Raw genomic sequence first — 15678 nt, 5'->3', positions numbered from 1 at the left:
GATTCTTACACAGCCACTGGATCGATCAACCGATCCTTAACTGATCGGCATTACAACCTGCGTTGCCCTTTTGCTTTTATTTCGCGATACGTTTGTACTTAATACGCTTCGGCTCCAGCGCATCGGCGCCGAGGGTGCGTTTCTTGTACTCTTCGTATTCGGTAAAGTTACCTTCGAAGAACTCCACCTTACCTTCATCCTGGTAGTCCAGAATGTGGGTCGCGATGCGGTCGAGGAACCAGCGGTCGTGCGAGATAACCATCGCGCAGCCCGGGAACTCCAGCAGGGCGTTTTCCAGCGCGCGCAGGGTTTCGATATCCAGGTCGTTGGTGGGCTCATCGAGCAGCAGGACGTTACCGCCCACCTGCAGCAGCTTCGCCAGGTGCAGACGACCGCGCTCACCGCCGGACAGCTCGCCAACGCGCTTGCCCTGGTCAACGCCTTTGAAGTTAAAGCGGCCCACGTAGGCGCGGCTCGGCATCTCGGTGTTGCCAATCTTCATGATATCCAGCCCGCCGGAAACTTCTTCCCATACGGTTTTGCTGTTGTCCATCGCGTCGCGGAACTGATCGACGGAGGCCAGCTTGACGGTTTCACCCAGGGTGATTGAACCGGCATCAGGCTGTTCCTGACCGGACATCATGCGGAACAGGGTGGATTTACCCGCGCCGTTCGGGCCGATGATGCCGACGATAGCGCCTTTCGGTACCGAGAAGCTCAGGTCGTCAATCAGCAGACGGTCGCCGTAGGACTTACGCAGGTTGCTGACTTCAACCACTTTATCGCCCAGACGTGCGCCTGGCGGAATAAACAGTTCGTTAGTCTCGTTACGCTTCTGGTACTCGACGTTGTTAAGCTCTTCAAAGCGCGCCAGACGGGCTTTGCCCTTAGACTGACGGCCTTTCGCGCCCTGACGGACCCACTCCAGCTCTTTCTCGATTGACTTACGGCGCGCCGCTTCCTGAGAAGCTTCCTGCGCCAGACGCTGATCTTTCTGCTCCAGCCAGGAGGAGTAGTTGCCTTCCCACGGAATACCTTCGCCGCGGTCAAGCTCAAGGATCCAGCCGGCGACGTTATCGAGGAAGTAGCGGTCGTGGGTAATCGCCACGACGGTGCCTTCGAAATCGTGCAGGAAGCGTTCCAGCCACGCGACGGACTCTGCATCCAGGTGGTTAGTCGGTTCGTCGAGCAGCAGCATGTCTGGTTTTTCCAGCAGCAGGCGGCACAGCGCGACGCGGCGGCGCTCACCGCCGGACAGGTTGGCGATTTTCGCGTCCCAGTCCGGCAGACGCAGTGCATCCGCCGCGCGCTCAAGCTGGACGTTCAGGTTATGGCCATCGTGCGCCTGGATAATCTCTTCGAACTTGCCCTGCTGAGCGGCGAGCTTGTCGAAGTCGGCATCCGGCTCCGCGTATTTGGCGTACACCTCATCCAGACCTTTCAGGGCGTTGACCACTTCGGCCACCGCTTCTTCAACCGACTCACGTACGGTCTGCTCCGGATTGAGCTGCGGCTCCTGCGGCAGATAGCCGATTTTCAGGCCCGGCTGCGGACGGGCTTCGCCTTCGATATCGGTATCGATGCCGGCCATGATGCGCAGCAGGGTAGACTTACCGGCGCCGTTCAGACCGAGAACGCCGATTTTTGCGCCAGGGAAAAAGCTCAGGGAGATATTTTTCAGAATATGACGTTTCGGCGGAACCACTTTGCCGACACGATGCATGGTATAAACGAATTGAGCCACGTTGGACTTCGCCTCTTTTATATACTCTTCATCCCTCAGGCTCGCTTGATGCAGCCAGAATGATTTTGAGTAGGGTAGTGAATAGTTTTCAAAGGCGAAGTGTAGCCTTTTTCGCGCTTTAATCCCAGCGAGGCGATGGGATTCACAAAAGCGTAAAAAAATGTCCGGGACGTGGCGCGATTCGCGTTGTCTGATTAGCATATCTACGTAATACCTGAAATTTTTGCCCGCGGCATGATGCTGCTGTGGTGTATCTGAATAGAGGAAGAGCTTGTGGAAAAAGCCAAAACTGTGACGTGGCGTCTTCTGGCCGCCGGCGTAAGTCTGCTGACGTTAAGCCAACTGGCGCATGCGGATTCACTGGATGAACAGCGCAGCCGCTATGCTCAAATTAAACAGGCGTGGGACAGTCGACAAATGGACGTCGTCAATCAGCTGATGCCCACCCTGACGACCTATCCGCTCTATCCTTATCTCCAGTACCGGCAGATTACCGACGATCTGATGAACCAGCCGGCGCTGGTGGTGACCAACTTTATCGCCGCCAACCCGACGCTGCCTCCCGCGCGCTCGCTGAAATCACGGTTCGTCAATGAACTGGCGCGCCGTAGCGACTGGCGCGGCCTGCTGGCCTTCAGTCCGGATAAGCCGACCGGCACCGAGGCGCAGTGCAATTACTACTATGCGAAGTGGAACGTCGGCCAGGCTCAGGAGGCCTGGGACGGCGCCAAAGCGCTGTGGCTGAGCGGCAAAAGTCAGCCAAACGCCTGTGATCAGCTGTTTGGCGCCTGGCGCGCCTCCGGCCAGCAGGATCCGCTGGCCTACCTTGAACGCATTCGCCTGGCGATGAAAGCGGGCAATACCAGCCTGGTGCGGGTCCTGGCCCAGCAGATGCCTGCCGATTATCAAACGATTTCGACGGCGGTCATCGCGCTGGCTAACGATCCCAATAGCGTGATGACGTTCGCCCGGACAACCGGCGCGACGGATTTTACCCGCCAGATGGCGGCGGTCGCGTTTGCCAGCGTTGCGCGGCAGGATGTGGAAAATGCGCGCCTGATGATCCCCTCATTAGCGCAGGCGCAGCAGCTCAATGAAGATCAGATTCAGGAGCTGCGGGACATCGTCGCCTGGCGCCTGATGGGCAGCGACGTGACCGAAGAGCAGGCCATCTGGCGCGACGATGCCATCATGCGTTCGCAATCCACCTCGCTGGTGGAGCGCCGGGTTCGTATGGCGCTGGGCCTTGGGGACCGCCGGGGCCTGAACACCTGGCTGGCGCGCTTGCCGATGGAAGCGAAAGAGAAGGACGAATGGCGCTACTGGCAGGCCGATCTGCTGCTGGAGCGCGGGCGCGATGACGAAGCGAAAGATATTCTCCGCTCGCTGATGCAGCAGCGCGGCTTCTATCCGATGGTCGCCGCGCAGCGCCTTGGCGAGGAGTACAGGTTCCGCATCGATAAAGCGCCAGCGAACCTCGATCCGGCGCTGACCTCGGGGCCGGAAATGGCGCGGGTGCGCGAACTGATGTACTGGAATATGGATAACACCGCCCGCAGCGAGTGGGCCAATCTGGTCACCAGCAAGACCAAAGACCAGCAGGCGCAGCTGGCTCGTTACGCGTTTAATCAGAACTGGTGGGATCTCAGCGTCCAGGCCACCATCGCCGGCAAATTGTGGGATCAGCTGGAAGAGCGTTTCCCGCTGGCCTATAACGACCTCTTTACCCGCTATATCAGCGGTAAAGATATTCCGCAAAGCTACGCGATGGCCATTGCGCGTCAGGAGAGCGCCTGGAACCCGAAAGCCGGTTCACCGGTTGGCGCCCGCGGTCTGATGCAGATTATGCCGGGGACGGCAACGCATACGGTGAGCATGTTCAGTATTCCCGGCTATAGCGGTCCATCGCAGCTGCTCGATCCGGAAATGAACATCAACATTGGTACCAGCTATCTGCAGTATGTTTATCAGCAGTTTGGCAATAACCGTATCTTCGCCTCCGCCGCCTATAACGCCGGTCCCGGGCGGGTGCGCACCTGGCGGGGCAGCAGCGGTGGCCGCATTGACGCGGTGGCGTTTATTGAGAGCATTCCTTTCTCTGAAACGCGCGGCTACGTGAAAAACGTTTTGTCCTATGACGCCTACTATCGCTATTTTATGGACCAGAAAGAGACGCTGCTGAGCGATGCGGAGTGGAAGCTGCGCTATTAATATCGCCGTCGTCGGGCAACATCGTATTTCGCGATGTTGCCCGAAATCCGTAGAGTCCGGACAGAAGTATGTTATGCTTTGTACTCGTTAGTGAGTACATTCGACAGGTGGCGTAACATGACCCAACAATCCCCCTATTCAGCGGCGGTGGCCGAACAGCGTCATCAGGAGTGGCTGCGATTTGTTGCCCTCCTGCAGCAGGCGTACGCCGACGATCTCCATCTGCCGCTTTTACAGCTCATGCTGACGCCCGACGAGCGCGAGGCGCTGGGCACGCGGGTGCGTATTATTGAAGAGCTGCTGCGCGGCGAGATGAGCCAGCGCGAGCTGAAAAACGAGCTCGGCGCCGGGATCGCCACCATTACCCGCGGTTCGAACAGCCTGAAGTCAGCCCCGCCGGAGCTGCGTCTGTGGCTGGAGCAGGCGTTGATTAACGTTAACGATAAATAGCGTTATGAAACGGGCTTAGCGCCAGCACGACGGCCTGATGATAAACGCTGCTGCGCGTCAGTTTTCCGGCCGTAAATACGCCGATAGCGCCCTCTTTACGGCCAATTTCATCGATGCCGGTATACTGAGACATCACCGGCCCCAGCGCTTCTCCTGCCTGGACTTTTTCAAGAATGACCTGCGGCAGCGGCAGGGTCGCCGAGCGCGCTTCGCCGCGCAGGCTGCCGTCCTCGATCGTCACCCAGCTAAAGGTGCTGCCCTCATCGATGCCGGCTTCAATAGCGACCCAGAAGTCAGCATTGGGCTGCGCGCGACGCGCGTTAGCCACGCGGTTTCGTGCGCCAGCGCGCGTTTCGTCGCTGCCGAAAGGCTGTTCCGGCACGCCGCTCTCGACGGAGACGGACTCAATGTGGCAGGATCCTTCGCCGAAGATCTCGTTAAAAGCCTGCAGAATTGCCTGAATTTTGGCGGGATTAGTGGTAGCTGAGACAACATGGTGCATAATCAAAACAACTCAGAAATACTAAACATCATCGCAGTATACTCCAAATCATTCTTGTTGCAGGCGGCTATGCTTGTAGCTTAATGGTTAAGAGCTCATAACGGATAATAAAGCATGTTACAGGTATACCTTGTTCGCCACGGTGAAACGCAGTGGAACGCCGAGCGACGTATTCAGGGCCAGTCCGACAGTCCGCTTACCGCCCACGGTGAGCGTCAGGCCTGGCAGGTAGGCGAGCGCGCCAGAACGTTGGGGATTACGCATATTATTGCCAGCGATTTAGGCCGGACGCGGCGTACCGCAGAAATCATCGCTGAAGCCTGCGGATGCAGCGTCATGACCGATTCACGCTTGCGTGAGCTGGATATGGGCGTGCTGGAAAAGCGCCATATCGACTCGCTGAGCGAAGAAGAAGAGGGCTGGCGTCGACAGCTGGTTAACGGTACGCCCGACGGGCGCATCCCGCAGGGAGAGTCAATGCAGGAGCTGAGCGACCGTATGCACGCGGCGCTGACCTCTTGTCTGGAGCTGCCCGCAGGTAGCCGGCCGCTGCTGGTGAGCCACGGCATGGCGCTGGGGTGTCTGGTGAGTACGATTCTTGGCTTGCCCGCCTATGCGGAGCGTCGCCTGCGTCTGCGCAACTGCTCTATCTCTCGCGTTGACTATCAGCAAAGCCCCTGGCTGGCGTCGGGATGGGTCGTGGAAACCGCGGGGGATGTCTCGCATCTTGATGCCCCCGCGATGGATGAGCTACAGCGTTAACGACGAATCGGAATCAGGTATTCGCAGCGCAGCTGAATAGGCGGTTCCTGATTCCGGTTTTCATCTTCCGGGAAGAAACGTTCGATATCCAGGCCCTTACGACGAGTGAGATTGAGCATCGGCATGCAGGTGCCGTAAACCGTCAGAATAAATTCCTGTAGCCCGGTGCCCAATCCTTCGTAGGTAAACATCACGTATTCGCCGCCTTCCAGCATCACCGGGTGGGCGTTGTGCAGATGGCCGTTAGCCAGCTCCGGCGTCAGCGCGGTGGTGTAAAACACCTCCTGCTCATCGTCTTTATCGAGGCTCGGACGCGGCTCATGCAGGCCGTACAGCGTCGGAGGAATCGACGGCGTATTGGCAAGGAATTCACGCCAGAACTGCACGCGCATCTGATTACGGAAATCGGAGATCTCTTCCAGCTTGCAGGTATAGCTCTGGGTCACGCCGACCAGCTGAGTGGTGTTCAGCGTGACGAATTCGTACTGCGGCATGGTGAACTCGCCCAGACGCAGCGGAGGACGCATACCGTAAGAGCTCCAGTCGGGGGAGCGTCGGTAAAGGGCTGGCGTCAACGAGAACTGTTTTTTAAATGCGCGAGTAAAAGTCTGCTGCGAGTCAAAGCGATACTGCAGCGCAATATCGAGAATCGGACGCGCGGTCAGGCGTAGGGCAACCGCTGACTTAGATAAGCGACGGGCGCGAATATAGGCACCAATGGCATGGCCGGTCACGTCCTTGAACATTCTTTGCAGATGCCACTTGGAATAGCCCGCCTTCGCTGCCACATTGTCCAGTGAGAGTGGCTGATCCAGGTGACCTTCCAGCCAGCTAAGGAGATCGCGAATAATCCCTGCTTGATCCATAAAATATCCCCATCCTTAAACTCAGGTGCCTGATACTAAAGGTAGCGGATAATAGCATTTTTTGATGTTTTAGCATTCAGTGTTTTTTTTGCTTTTAAATGCGATTCTTCCAGAAGTATCGGTGGTAATTTTGTAAAGCTGTGATCTATAAAACTTTTCTTCTTAATGTGTGATAATCACTCAGCTAAATTTTTAAGAATGGTAACAATATGAAATACAAGAAGTTAGTGGCAGGTATGCTTTTACTGGCGGGGTCTCAGATGGCGCAGGCGGAGCAAATTGGCTCTGTGGATACCGTGTTTAAGTTCCTTGGGCCGGATCATAAAATTGTCGTAGAGGCCTTTGACGACCCGGATGTACAAAACGTGACGTGCTACATCAGCCGGGCGAAAACCGGGGGAATTAAAGGCGGGTTAGGGCTGGCGGAAGATACCTCTGATGCCGCGATCTCCTGTCAGCAGGTGGGGCCGATTGAGCTGACGGATAAAATCAAAAACGGTAAAACGCAGGGCGATGTCGTGTTCCAGAAACGCACCTCGCTGGTATTTAAAAAGCTGCAGGTGGTGCGCTTTTACGATGCCAAACGCAATGCGCTGGTCTATCTGACCTATTCGGATAAAATCGTCGATGGCTCGCCGAAGAACGCGATTAGCGCGGTGCCGATTATGCCATGGAATAAATAACAGGGAACGCCGATGCAACAACCGCGGATCTGGTTGGTGGAAGATGAGATGAGCATCGCCGATACGCTCGTCTACCAGCTGCAGCAGGAAGGATTTATCGTTACGGCGTTCGAGCGCGGACTGCCGGCGCTCGATGCGGCACATCACCACCAACCCGACCTGGCGATTCTCGACGTCGGGCTGCCGGATATCAGCGGGTTTGAGCTCTGTCGGCGGCTGCTTGCCCGCTACCCGGCGCTGCCGGTGCTGTTCCTGACGGCCCGCAGTGAAGAGGTGGATAAGCTGCTTGGCCTGGAAATCGGCGCTGATGACTATATTGCCAAGCCATTTTCCCCTCGTGAAGTTTGCGCCAGAGTTCGCACCGTTCTGCGGCGGCTGCAGAAGTTCGCCGCCCCTCCACCGCTCTTGCGCGTGGGGGAGTTCACATTGAACGACGCCGCGGCTCGGGTCACCTGGTGCGGTCAGAGCCTGAATCTGACCCGCTATGAGTTTTTATTATTAAAAACGCTACTGCACTCTCCGGGGCGCATTTTTTCCCGCCAGCTGCTGATGGAGCAGGTATGGGGCGATGCGAACGAGAGCTTCGATCGTACCGTGGATACTCATATCAAAACGCTGCGCGCTAAGCTGCGAGAAGTGAACCCTGACATCTCCCCCATCAATACGCACCGCGGCATGGGATACAGCCTTGGAGGCTTCTGATGCGCATCGGTATGCGGCTGCTGATGGGCTACTTTTTGATTGTGGCGATCGCGGCCTGGTTTGTGCTTTCCATCTTCGTTCAGGAGATTAAACCCGGGGTCCGGCGGGCAACCGAAGGGACGCTGATTGATACGGCTACCCTGCTTGCCGAGCTGGCCCGCGAGGATTTACTCTCCGCCGATCCCCAGCACGGGCGCCTGGCCCAGGCTTTTCAAACGCTGCATCGCCAGCCGATCAACGCCAACATTGCCGGCATTAATAAAGTTCGCAATGAATATCACGTCTATATGACCGATGCGCAGGGCAAGGTGGTGTTTGATTCTGCGGGCAGTGCGCTGGGGCAAGACTACTCGCGCTGGAACGATGTCTGGCTCACTTTACGCGGGCAATACGGCGCGCGCAGCACGCGCAGCGATCCGAACGATGATAACAGCTCGGTGATGTATATTGCCGCGCCGGTGACTGACAGCGGCCGAATCATTGGCGTGCTAAGCGTCGGGAAACCCAATCTGGCCATGGCGCCGGTCATTAAACGCAGCGAGCGGCGTATTCTGTGGGCCGGCGGGGCGCTGCTGGGGATCGCGCTCCTGATAGGCGCTGCGATGGTATGGTGGATTAACTTTTCCATCGGCAAGCTGGTTCGCTACGCGGACTCCGTGACCGCCGATCGTCCGGTTCCGCTGCCGAATCTGGGCGGCAGCGAACTGCGTAAGCTGGCGCAGGCGCTGGAGAGTATGCGCCTTAAGCTTGAAGGTAAAAACGCCATTGAAAACTATATTTATGCGCTGACCCATGAGCTGAAGAGCCCGCTGGCGGCGATTCGCGGCGCGGCAGAAATTCTCCGTGAGGCTCCTCCGCCTGAGGTCGCCGCCCGTTTTACGCGTAATATTCTGGCGCAGAACGCGCGAATGCAGTCGCTGGTGGAAAATTTGCTCCAGCAGGCCCGGCTGGAGAACCGGCTGGAGATCGCCCGACGTCCCGTCCCCGTCGCTGAGCTATTTCATCGCCTGGCCGAGGAGCGCGAGATCGCGCTGGCGGCGAAAAAAGTGACGCTGCGCTGGCAGGATACGCCTCTGATGGTTGAAGGCGATCGGGAGCTTCTGGCGCAGGCGTTGGGTAATCTCGTTGATAATGCTATCGATTTCACGCCTTCCGCAGGTGAAATCCTGCTTGGGGCGGAAGAGCGTGATGGCGGCGTGCTGTTAACTGTATGCGATACGGGATGCGGCATTCCCGACTACGCCCTGGGGCGTATTTTTGAACGTTTCTATTCTCTGCCTCGTGAAAATGGGCAAAAAAGCAGTGGCCTGGGGCTGGCGTTTGTTCGTGAAGTCGCGCGCCTGCATCAGGGGGATATCCAGCTGGTTAACCGCCCTGAAGGCGGCGCGTGCGCTTTGCTGACACTTCATGCTCACTTCACATAGCTTCAAACTCTCCCCACACGGCCCCTTTAAGGTGAGCACATCACTAAGGAGAGGGCTATGTTGAAATCACCACTATTCTGGAAAATGAGCACCCTGCTGGGGTGCATTTTACTGTTGTCGATCCCGCTGATGCTGGTCCGGCAGCTGATCGTTGAACGCGCGGACTATCGTAGCGACGTGGTTGACGCGCTGGAGAGCAGCACCAGCGGATCGCAGAAACTGGCTGGGCCGCTGATTGCCATTCCGGTGACCGAGACGCTAACGCGGGTTGAGGGAACTAAAACGGTAGAATATCAAACCCAATGGGTACACTACTGGCTGCCGGAGACGCTGGCGGTCACCGGTAACCAGGATGTTGAATCCCGGAGAATCGGTATCTATGAGGGGCAGATCTGGCACAATAATCTCAGCGTCAAAGCGCATTTTGAACCTTCGCGCATCAAGGCGCTCAGGAAGCAGACGATTACGCTGGGCAGACCGTTTCTGGTCGTCAGCGTCAGCGATGCGCGCGGTATTGGCGAGATTAAGTCACCAGAGCTCAATGGCGAGAGGCTACCCGTTGAGCCTGGGCCGGGTCTCGACGACAGCGGGGAGGGCATTCATATGCCGATGCCGCTGTTACTCCCTGAACAAAAAGCGCTGGATATTGAATTCACGCTCAATCTGAATGGCAGCGGCAGCTTCTCGGTGGTTCCGCTTGGGCGCAACAGTACCTTACAGCTTGCCGGCAACTGGCCGCACCCGGGTTTCCTTGGCGACTTTTTACCTGCAAAGCGGGAAGTCAGCCCAACAGGCTATAGCGCCCAGTGGCAAAGCACCTGGTTTGCCAACAATATGGCGAAGTTTTTTGTTGAGGGTCGGCAGATTGAGTGGCGTCAGTTGCCCGCTTTCAACGTGAATGTCACCACGCCCGCCGATCAATATCAGCTGACCGATCGGGCGACAAAATATGCCGTTCTGTTGATAACGCTGACGTTTATGGCATTTTTTGTTTTTGAAAGCTTAACGCGGTATCGCATGCACCCCATGCAGTATCTGCTGGTGGGGCTGTCGCTGGTCATGTTCTATCTGGTGCTGCTGGCGCTGTCCGAACATATCGGTTTTACGGCATCGTGGATTGCCGCCAGCCTGCTAGGCGCGCTTATCAATGGGGTGTATCTTCAGGCAGTATTGAATGGTTGGCGTAACAGTTTACTGTTCGTCTGCGCGCTACTGCTGCTGGACGGCGTTATGTGGATGCTGTTGCGATCGGAAGATAGCGCATTGCTGCTGGGGACCGGCGTATTGCTGCTGGCGTTAAGTGCGCTGATGTTCCTGACCCGCCACGTTGACTGGTACGCGTTATCTCTGCCGAAGGCAAAAGGTGAGCTGCCGGACGCTGGTCAGGATGACGATAAACTCAGGATCTGGAAATAAAAAAAACGGCGCGAATTGCGCCGTTTTTACGTTATGACAGCAAGAAAAACGGTGTTATTCCTGCAGGTCGCCACAGAAGCGGTACCCCTCGCCATGGATGGTGGCGATAATTTCCGGGGTGTCCGGAGTGGATTCAAAATGCTTACGAATGCGACGGATGGTCACGTCCACGGTACGGTCGTGCGGCTTCAGCTCACGGCCGGTCATTTTCTTCAGCAGTTCCGCACGCGACTGGATTTTGCCCGGATTTTCGCAGAAGTGCAGCATGGCGCGGAATTCACTGCGCGGCAGCTTGTACTGCTCACCATTGGGGCTTACCAGCGAGCGGCTATTGATATCCAGCTCCCAGCCGTTGAACTTATAGCTTTCCACGCTACGGCGCTCTTCGCTCACGGTACCCAGGTTCATGGTACGGGAGAGCAGGTTGCGCGCGCGGATCGTCAGTTCACGTGGGTTGAACGGTTTAGTGATATAATCATCGGCGCCAATTTCGAGGCCAAGGATTTTATCCACTTCGTTATCGCGGCCGGTGAGGAACATCAGCGCGACGTCCGCCTGCTCACGCAGTTCGCGTGCTAACAGGAGACCATTTTTACCCGGCAGGTTGATATCCATGATCACCAGGTTGATATCATTTTCAGACAGGATCTGATGCATTTCCGCGCCATCGGTCGCTTCGAATACATCATAACCTTCTGCTTCGAAAATACTTTTTAACGTGTTGCGTGTTACCAACTCGTCTTCAACGATAAGAATGTGCGGGGTCTGCATGTTTGCTACCTAAATTGCCAACTAAATCGAAACAGGAAGTACCAAAGTCCCTGACCTGCCTGGTGCATGTCGCAAATTAACATGCCCGGCGTAACATGACTAAAGTACGTAATTGCGTTCTTGATGCACTTTCCATCAACGTCAACAACATCATTAGCTTGGTCGTGGGTACTTTCCCTCTGGACCCGACGGTGTCAAAAACGGCTGTCATCCTAACCATTTTAACAGCAACATAACAGGCTAAGTGAGGCATGACACCCAATAAAACTACGCTTCGTTGACATATATCAAGTTCAATTGTAGCACGTTAACAGTCTTGTGAAATCATTGCATCTAAACGGGATTCATCTTCACAATTCATACTTCGCTCAATTAGTTGCAATGAGAAAATAATAAACGCGGTGAATCCAAAGCCTCAAAACGTACTCGGACGTAAATTTCATTGCCAAACATACGGATAAAGCCGTTCTGTTAACATACTCTGTGTCATGGTGCCTTGGGAATAGTTTAGTTTTTTTTATGGGTGATAAAGCTCAAATTTAGTGATTTTTGTTGCAAATTTGTAAATTCACGGCGCGTAAAATGAGGGAAAAAATCGTTATTCCCACCGCCTAAAAGGTAAAAGAGAAACCGAATGCGTTTATCAATTGTATTAGTGTCCCCGGCTCGGGCGGAAAACGTCGGGGCGGCAGCCAGAGCGATGAAAACCATGGGGTTTAGCGACATGCGTATCGTCGATAGCGAGGCGCATTTGCAGCCCGCCGCGCGCTGGGTCGCGCACGGTTCTGGCGATATCCTCGATAATATCAACACTTATGCCACGCTGGAGCAGGCGCTGCACGATGTTGATTTTACCGTGGCCACGACCGCCCGCAGCCGGGCGCGTTTCCACTACTACGCGACGCCGCAGCAGCTCCTGCCGCTGCTGGAAGAAAAAGCGCAGTGGATGCATCATGCCGCGCTGGTGTTTGGCCGGGAAGATTCTGGTCTGACGAATGAAGAGCTGGCCCTTGCCGATGTGTTGACCGGTGTGCCTATGGCGGCTGACTATCCTTCGCTAAACCTGGGGCAGTCGGTGATGGTCTATTGCTACCAGCTGACCTCATTGCTGCAGCAGGCCCCGTCAACCTCCGCCGACGCAGATGATAATCAGCTGCAGGCGTTACGCCTGCGAACGCGCGATCTGCTTAACCGCCTCGGCGCGGGTGACGATGTAAAACTGTCCGACTGGCTGGAGCAGCGGATAGGACTTTTGCAGCAGCGAGACACCGCCATGCTGCATCGTTTACTGCACGATATTGAAAAAAACCTCCCAGGGTAAAATGCTGTCATATTATTTTCATATGGTCTTATGTGCTAGTTATTGGCGTCTGGATGCGTAAATCCGGATGAATTGTCAGGTTGCTATGGCGTATTGGCCAGGTGTGAAAAAAAGGGCTAAAAGTAGAAATTCGTTGACTTAAGTCGACAGATACTTTAACCAATATAGGCACAGGACACAGACAGATAAAAATTACAGAGTACACAACATCCATGAATCGCATCGGCATGATCACCACGATTATCACCACCACTATTACCACAGGTAACGGTGCGGGCTGACGCGTACAGGAAACACAGAAAAAAGCCCGCACCTGAACAGTGCGGGCTTTTTTTTCGATAAAAAATCAAGGGGTCATAACCATGCGTGTGTTGAAGTTCGGCGGTACATCAGTGGCAAATGCAGAACGTTTTCTGCGTGTTGCCGATATTCTGGAGAGTAATGCCAGGCAGGGGCAGGTAGCGACCGTACTGTCTGCCCCGGCGAAGATCACTAACCATCTGGTTGCGATGATCGAAAAAACCATTGGCGGGCAGGATGCGCTGACCAATATCGCTGATGCCGAACGTATTTTCGCCGAACTTCTGCAAGGCCTCGCCGATGCCCAGCCGGGCTTTCCGCACGCTCAGTTGAAAATGTTTGTCGAGCAGGAGTTTGCGCAAATCAAACACGTCCTGCACGGTATTAGCCTGCTCGGACAGTGCCCGGATAGCGTCAATGCGTCTCTGATCTGCCGGGGAGAAAAGCTCTCCATCGCTATTATGGCCGGCTTACTGGAAGCGCGCGGTCATAACGTCACGGTGATTAATCCGGTTGAAAAACTGCTTGCCGTTGGCCATTACCTCGAATCCACCGTGGATATCGCCGAGTCGACCCGCCGCATTGCCGCCAGCCAGATCCCGGCTGACCATATGGTGCTGATGGCGGGCTTTACCGCCGGTAACGAAAAGGGCGAACTGGTGGTGCTGGGCCGTAACGGCTCTGACTACTCCGCGGCGGTGCTGGCCGCCTGCCTGCGCGCCGACTGCTGTGAAATCTGGACCGACGTTGACGGCGTTTATACCTGCGACCCGCGTCAGGTGCCGGATGCGCGTTTGCTGAAGTCGATGTCCTATCAGGAAGCGATGGAGCTCTCCTACTTCGGCGCCAAAGTTTTGCACCCGCGTACTATCGCCCCCATCGCCCAGTTCCAGATCCCCTGTTTAATCAAAAATACCGGCAATCCGCAGGCGCCGGGTACGCTTATCGGCGGCAGCAGCGATGAAGACGATCTGCCGGTGAAAGGGATCTCTAATCTCAACAATATGGCGATGTTCAACGTCTCCGGGCCGGGGATGAAGGGGATGGTTGGCATGGCGGCGCGCGTGTTCGCCACTATGTCCCGCGCGGGAATCTCCGTTGTTCTTATCACCCAGTCCTCTTCCGAATACAGCATCAGCTTCTGCGTGCCGCAGAGCGATTGCGCTCGGGCGAAGCGGGTAATGGAAGATGAATTTTATCTGGAGCTGAAAGAGGGGCTGCTTGAGCCGCTGTCGATCATGGAACGCCTGGCGATTATTTCGGTTGTCGGCGATGGTATGCGCACCCTGCGTGGGATTTCCGCTAAATTCTTCGCTGCGCTGGCGCGCGCCAATATCAACATTGTGGCTATTGCCCAAGGTTCTTCCGAGCGCTCTATTTCCGTTGTCGTGAGCAACGATGATGCGACCACCGGCGTTCGCGTGACCCACCAGATGCTGTTCAATACCGATCAGGTGATTGAAGTGTTTGTCATTGGCATCGGCGGCGTCGGCGGCGCGTTGATCGAACAGATCAAGCGCCAGCAGAGCTGGTTGAAGAGTAAACATATCGACCTCCGCGTTTGCGGGGTGGCTAACTCGCGCGCCTTGCTGACCAACGTACACGGCCTGAACCTTGAACACTGGCGCGATGAGCTGGCGGAAGCCAAAGAGGCGTTCAACCTGGGGCGACTTATTCGTCTGGTGAAAGAGTACCATCTGCTGAACCCGGTGATTGTCGACTGTACCTCCAGCCAGGCGGTGGCCGATCAGTACGCCGATTTCCTGCGCGAGGGTTTCCACGTGGTGACGCCGAACAAAAAGGCCAATACCTCATCGCTGGATTACTATCATCAGCTGCGTCATGCCGCGAGCAGCTCACGACGTAAGTTTTTATACGATACCAACGTCGGCGCGGGGCTGCCGGTAATCGAAAACCTGCAAAATTTGCTGAACGCCGGCGATGAGCTGCTGCGCTTCTCCGGTATTCTGTCCGGCTCGCTGTCATTTATCTTCGGTAAGCTGGACGAAGGCGTAAGCTTCTCCGCGGCGACGAAGCTGGCGCGTGAAATGGGCTATACCGAACCGGATCCGCGCGACGATCTTTCCGGCGTGGATGTTGCGCGTAAGCTGCTAATTCTCGCGCGTGAAACCGGGCGCGAACTGGAGCTGTCTGACATTATCGTAGAGCCGGCGCTACCGGCGGGTTTTGACGCCAGCGGCGATGTCGACAGCTTTATGGCACGCCTGCCTTCTCTGGATGACGAGTTTGCCTCGCGGGTCTCAAAAGCGCGCGATGAAGGTAAGGTCTTGCGCTATGTCGGTAATATCGAAGAGGATGGCACCTGCCGCGTGAAAATCGCCGCGGTTGATGGCAACGATCCGCTGTTTAAAGTGAAAAACGGCGAGAATGCGCTGGCGTTCTACAGCCACTATTACCAGCCGCTGCCGCTGGTGCTGCGCGGTTATGGTGCGGGTAACGATGTGACGGCGGCTGGCGTTTTCGCCGACCTGCTGCGTACCCTGTCATGGAAGTTAGGAGTTTAAG

The 15678-nt window shown here is 56.0% G+C and carries 15 protein-coding genes and 1 other annotated feature; of the genes, 11 read left to right on the top strand and 4 right to left on the bottom strand.

All coding sequences use genetic code 11. From position 1 onward, the window contains the following. Window positions 1-76: 76 nt before the first annotated feature. On the bottom strand, window positions 77-1744 hold the full coding sequence (gene ettA, locus ABLU88_RS24530; protein ID WP_014227837.1) for an energy-dependent translational throttle protein EttA: 1668 nt from the start codon (window positions 1742-1744) through the stop codon (window positions 77-79). A 273-nt stretch (window positions 1745-2017) separates the two neighbouring features. On the opposite strand from ettA, the gene sltY reads away from it, so the two are divergent. Both sltY and trpR read left to right on the top strand, forming a co-directional pair. Beyond that, window positions 2018-3955: a murein transglycosylase gene (sltY, locus tag ABLU88_RS24525; protein ID WP_057173130.1), complete on the top strand. Its 1938-nt coding sequence runs from the start codon at window positions 2018-2020 to the stop codon at window positions 3953-3955. Between the two features lie 117 nt (window positions 3956-4072). Further along, complete coding sequence (gene trpR, locus ABLU88_RS24520; protein ID WP_004098417.1) at window positions 4073-4405, top strand: trp operon repressor; 333 nt, start codon at window positions 4073-4075, stop codon at window positions 4403-4405. Here the strand turns inward: trpR and yjjX are convergent. Next, the gene (gene yjjX, locus ABLU88_RS24515; protein ID WP_014837357.1) at window positions 4392-4907 is read right to left on the bottom strand and encodes an inosine/xanthosine triphosphatase; all 516 of its coding nucleotides are present in this window, start codon (window positions 4905-4907) and stop codon (window positions 4392-4394) included. The two genes, trpR and yjjX, sit on opposite strands and share 14 nt — an antisense overlap. 114 nt (window positions 4908-5021) lie before the next feature. On the opposite strand from yjjX, the gene gpmB reads away from it, so the two are divergent. After that, window positions 5022-5669 (top strand): 2,3-diphosphoglycerate-dependent phosphoglycerate mutase GpmB, encoded by a 648-nt coding sequence (gene gpmB, locus ABLU88_RS24510; RefSeq protein WP_014227840.1) that lies wholly within the window; start codon window positions 5022-5024, stop codon window positions 5667-5669. On the opposite strand, the gene robA is transcribed toward gpmB, so the two are convergent. Beyond that, window positions 5666-6535: an MDR efflux pump AcrAB transcriptional activator RobA gene (gene robA / locus ABLU88_RS24505; RefSeq protein WP_181251245.1), complete on the bottom strand. Its 870-nt coding sequence runs from the start codon at window positions 6533-6535 to the stop codon at window positions 5666-5668. The two genes, gpmB and robA, sit on opposite strands and share 4 nt — an antisense overlap. A 209-nt stretch (window positions 6536-6744) precedes the next feature. Here robA and creA point away from each other — a divergent pair, with 209 nt between their 5' ends. Genes creA through creD form a run of 4 tightly spaced genes read left to right on the top strand, consistent with a single transcriptional unit; the run spans window position 6745 to window position 10760 of the window. Then, window positions 6745-7218: a protein CreA gene (creA, locus tag ABLU88_RS24500; RefSeq protein ID WP_004098425.1), complete on the top strand. Its 474-nt coding sequence runs from the start codon at window positions 6745-6747 to the stop codon at window positions 7216-7218. A 12-nt stretch (window positions 7219-7230) separates the two neighbouring features. Then, window positions 7231-7920 carry a two-component system response regulator CreB gene (gene creB / locus ABLU88_RS24495; protein WP_004098427.1) on the top strand — a complete coding sequence of 230 codons (690 nt, stop codon included), beginning with the start codon at window positions 7231-7233 and terminating at the stop codon, window positions 7918-7920. Continuing rightward, entirely contained in the window at window positions 7920-9344 is a 1425-nt protein-coding gene (gene creC, locus ABLU88_RS24490; protein ID WP_025106862.1) for a two-component system sensor histidine kinase CreC, read from the top strand. The genes creB and creC overlap by 1 nt, the downstream gene beginning before the upstream one ends. Before the next feature lie 57 nt (window positions 9345-9401). Next, entirely contained in the window at window positions 9402-10760 is a 1359-nt protein-coding gene (creD, locus tag ABLU88_RS24485; RefSeq protein WP_049069365.1) for a cell envelope integrity protein CreD, read from the top strand. A gap of 54 nt (window positions 10761-10814) precedes the next feature. Here the strand turns inward: creD and arcA are convergent, their stop codons facing one another. Then, on the bottom strand, window positions 10815-11531 hold the full coding sequence (arcA, locus tag ABLU88_RS24480) for a two-component system response regulator ArcA (RefSeq protein WP_002887843.1): 717 nt from the start codon (window positions 11529-11531) through the stop codon (window positions 10815-10817). 95 nt (window positions 11532-11626) lie between these two features. Here arcA and yjjY point away from each other — a divergent pair, with 95 nt between their 5' ends. The 4 genes from yjjY to thrA all read left to right on the top strand — a co-directional run bounded on the left by yjjY (window position 11627) and on the right by thrA (window position 15677). Further along, entirely contained in the window at window positions 11627-11767 is a 141-nt protein-coding gene (yjjY, locus tag ABLU88_RS24475) for a protein YjjY (protein ID WP_001541509.1), read from the top strand. 398 nt (window positions 11768-12165) lie between these two features. Continuing rightward, the gene (locus tag ABLU88_RS24470) at window positions 12166-12852 is read left to right on the top strand and encodes a tRNA/rRNA methyltransferase (RefSeq protein ID WP_032747866.1); all 687 of its coding nucleotides are present in this window, start codon (window positions 12166-12168) and stop codon (window positions 12850-12852) included. A gap of 212 nt (window positions 12853-13064) precedes the next feature. Further along, window positions 13065-13133, top strand: a complete 69-nt coding sequence (gene thrL / locus ABLU88_RS24465) for a thr operon leader peptide (RefSeq protein ID WP_004222578.1) — start codon at window positions 13065-13067, stop codon at window positions 13131-13133. Beyond that, window positions 13072-13189 (top strand) — a sequence feature (Thr leader region). Its footprint overlaps the gene before it by 62 nt. Window positions 13190-13214: 25 nt before the next feature. After that, window positions 13215-15677, top strand: coding sequence for a bifunctional aspartate kinase/homoserine dehydrogenase I (thrA, locus tag ABLU88_RS24460; protein ID WP_014227847.1), 2463 nt, complete (start codon window positions 13215-13217; stop codon window positions 15675-15677). Window position 15678 lies beyond the last annotated feature (1 nt).

The sequence above is a fragment of the Klebsiella sp. GW_Kp182 genome, from assembly GCF_040062275.1.
In the GTDB taxonomy this organism is placed as follows: domain Bacteria; phylum Pseudomonadota; class Gammaproteobacteria; order Enterobacterales; family Enterobacteriaceae; genus Klebsiella; species Klebsiella michiganensis.
Note: the sequence above shows the minus strand (reverse complement) of the source record. Positions and strands in the feature narration are given on the sequence as shown.

Excerpts from the sequence above, each read along its gene's own strand:
- yjjX (WP_014837357.1), bottom strand. The coding sequence starts at position 4,907 with ATGCACCATGTTGTCTCAGCTACCACTAATCCCGCCAAAATTCAGGCA.
- robA (WP_181251245.1), bottom strand. The coding sequence starts at position 6,535 with ATGGATCAAGCAGGGATTATTCGCGATCTCCTTAGCTGGCTGGAAGGT.
- creC (WP_025106862.1), top strand. The coding sequence starts at position 7,920 with ATGCGCATCGGTATGCGGCTGCTGATGGGCTACTTTTTGATTGTGGCG.
- thrA (WP_014227847.1), top strand. The coding sequence starts at position 13,215 with ATGCGTGTGTTGAAGTTCGGCGGTACATCAGTGGCAAATGCAGAACGT.
- yjjY (WP_001541509.1), top strand. The coding sequence starts at position 11,627 with ATGACTAAAGTACGTAATTGCGTTCTTGATGCACTTTCCATCAACGTC.
- ABLU88_RS24470 (WP_032747866.1), top strand. The coding sequence starts at position 12,166 with ATGCGTTTATCAATTGTATTAGTGTCCCCGGCTCGGGCGGAAAACGTC.
- creA (WP_004098425.1), top strand. The coding sequence starts at position 6,745 with ATGAAATACAAGAAGTTAGTGGCAGGTATGCTTTTACTGGCGGGGTCT.
- gpmB (WP_014227840.1), top strand. The coding sequence starts at position 5,022 with ATGTTACAGGTATACCTTGTTCGCCACGGTGAAACGCAGTGGAACGCC.
- trpR (WP_004098417.1), top strand. The coding sequence starts at position 4,073 with ATGACCCAACAATCCCCCTATTCAGCGGCGGTGGCCGAACAGCGTCAT.
- creD (WP_049069365.1), top strand. The coding sequence starts at position 9,402 with ATGTTGAAATCACCACTATTCTGGAAAATGAGCACCCTGCTGGGGTGC.
- arcA (WP_002887843.1), bottom strand. The coding sequence starts at position 11,531 with ATGCAGACCCCGCACATTCTTATCGTTGAAGACGAGTTGGTAACACGC.
- creB (WP_004098427.1), top strand. The coding sequence starts at position 7,231 with ATGCAACAACCGCGGATCTGGTTGGTGGAAGATGAGATGAGCATCGCC.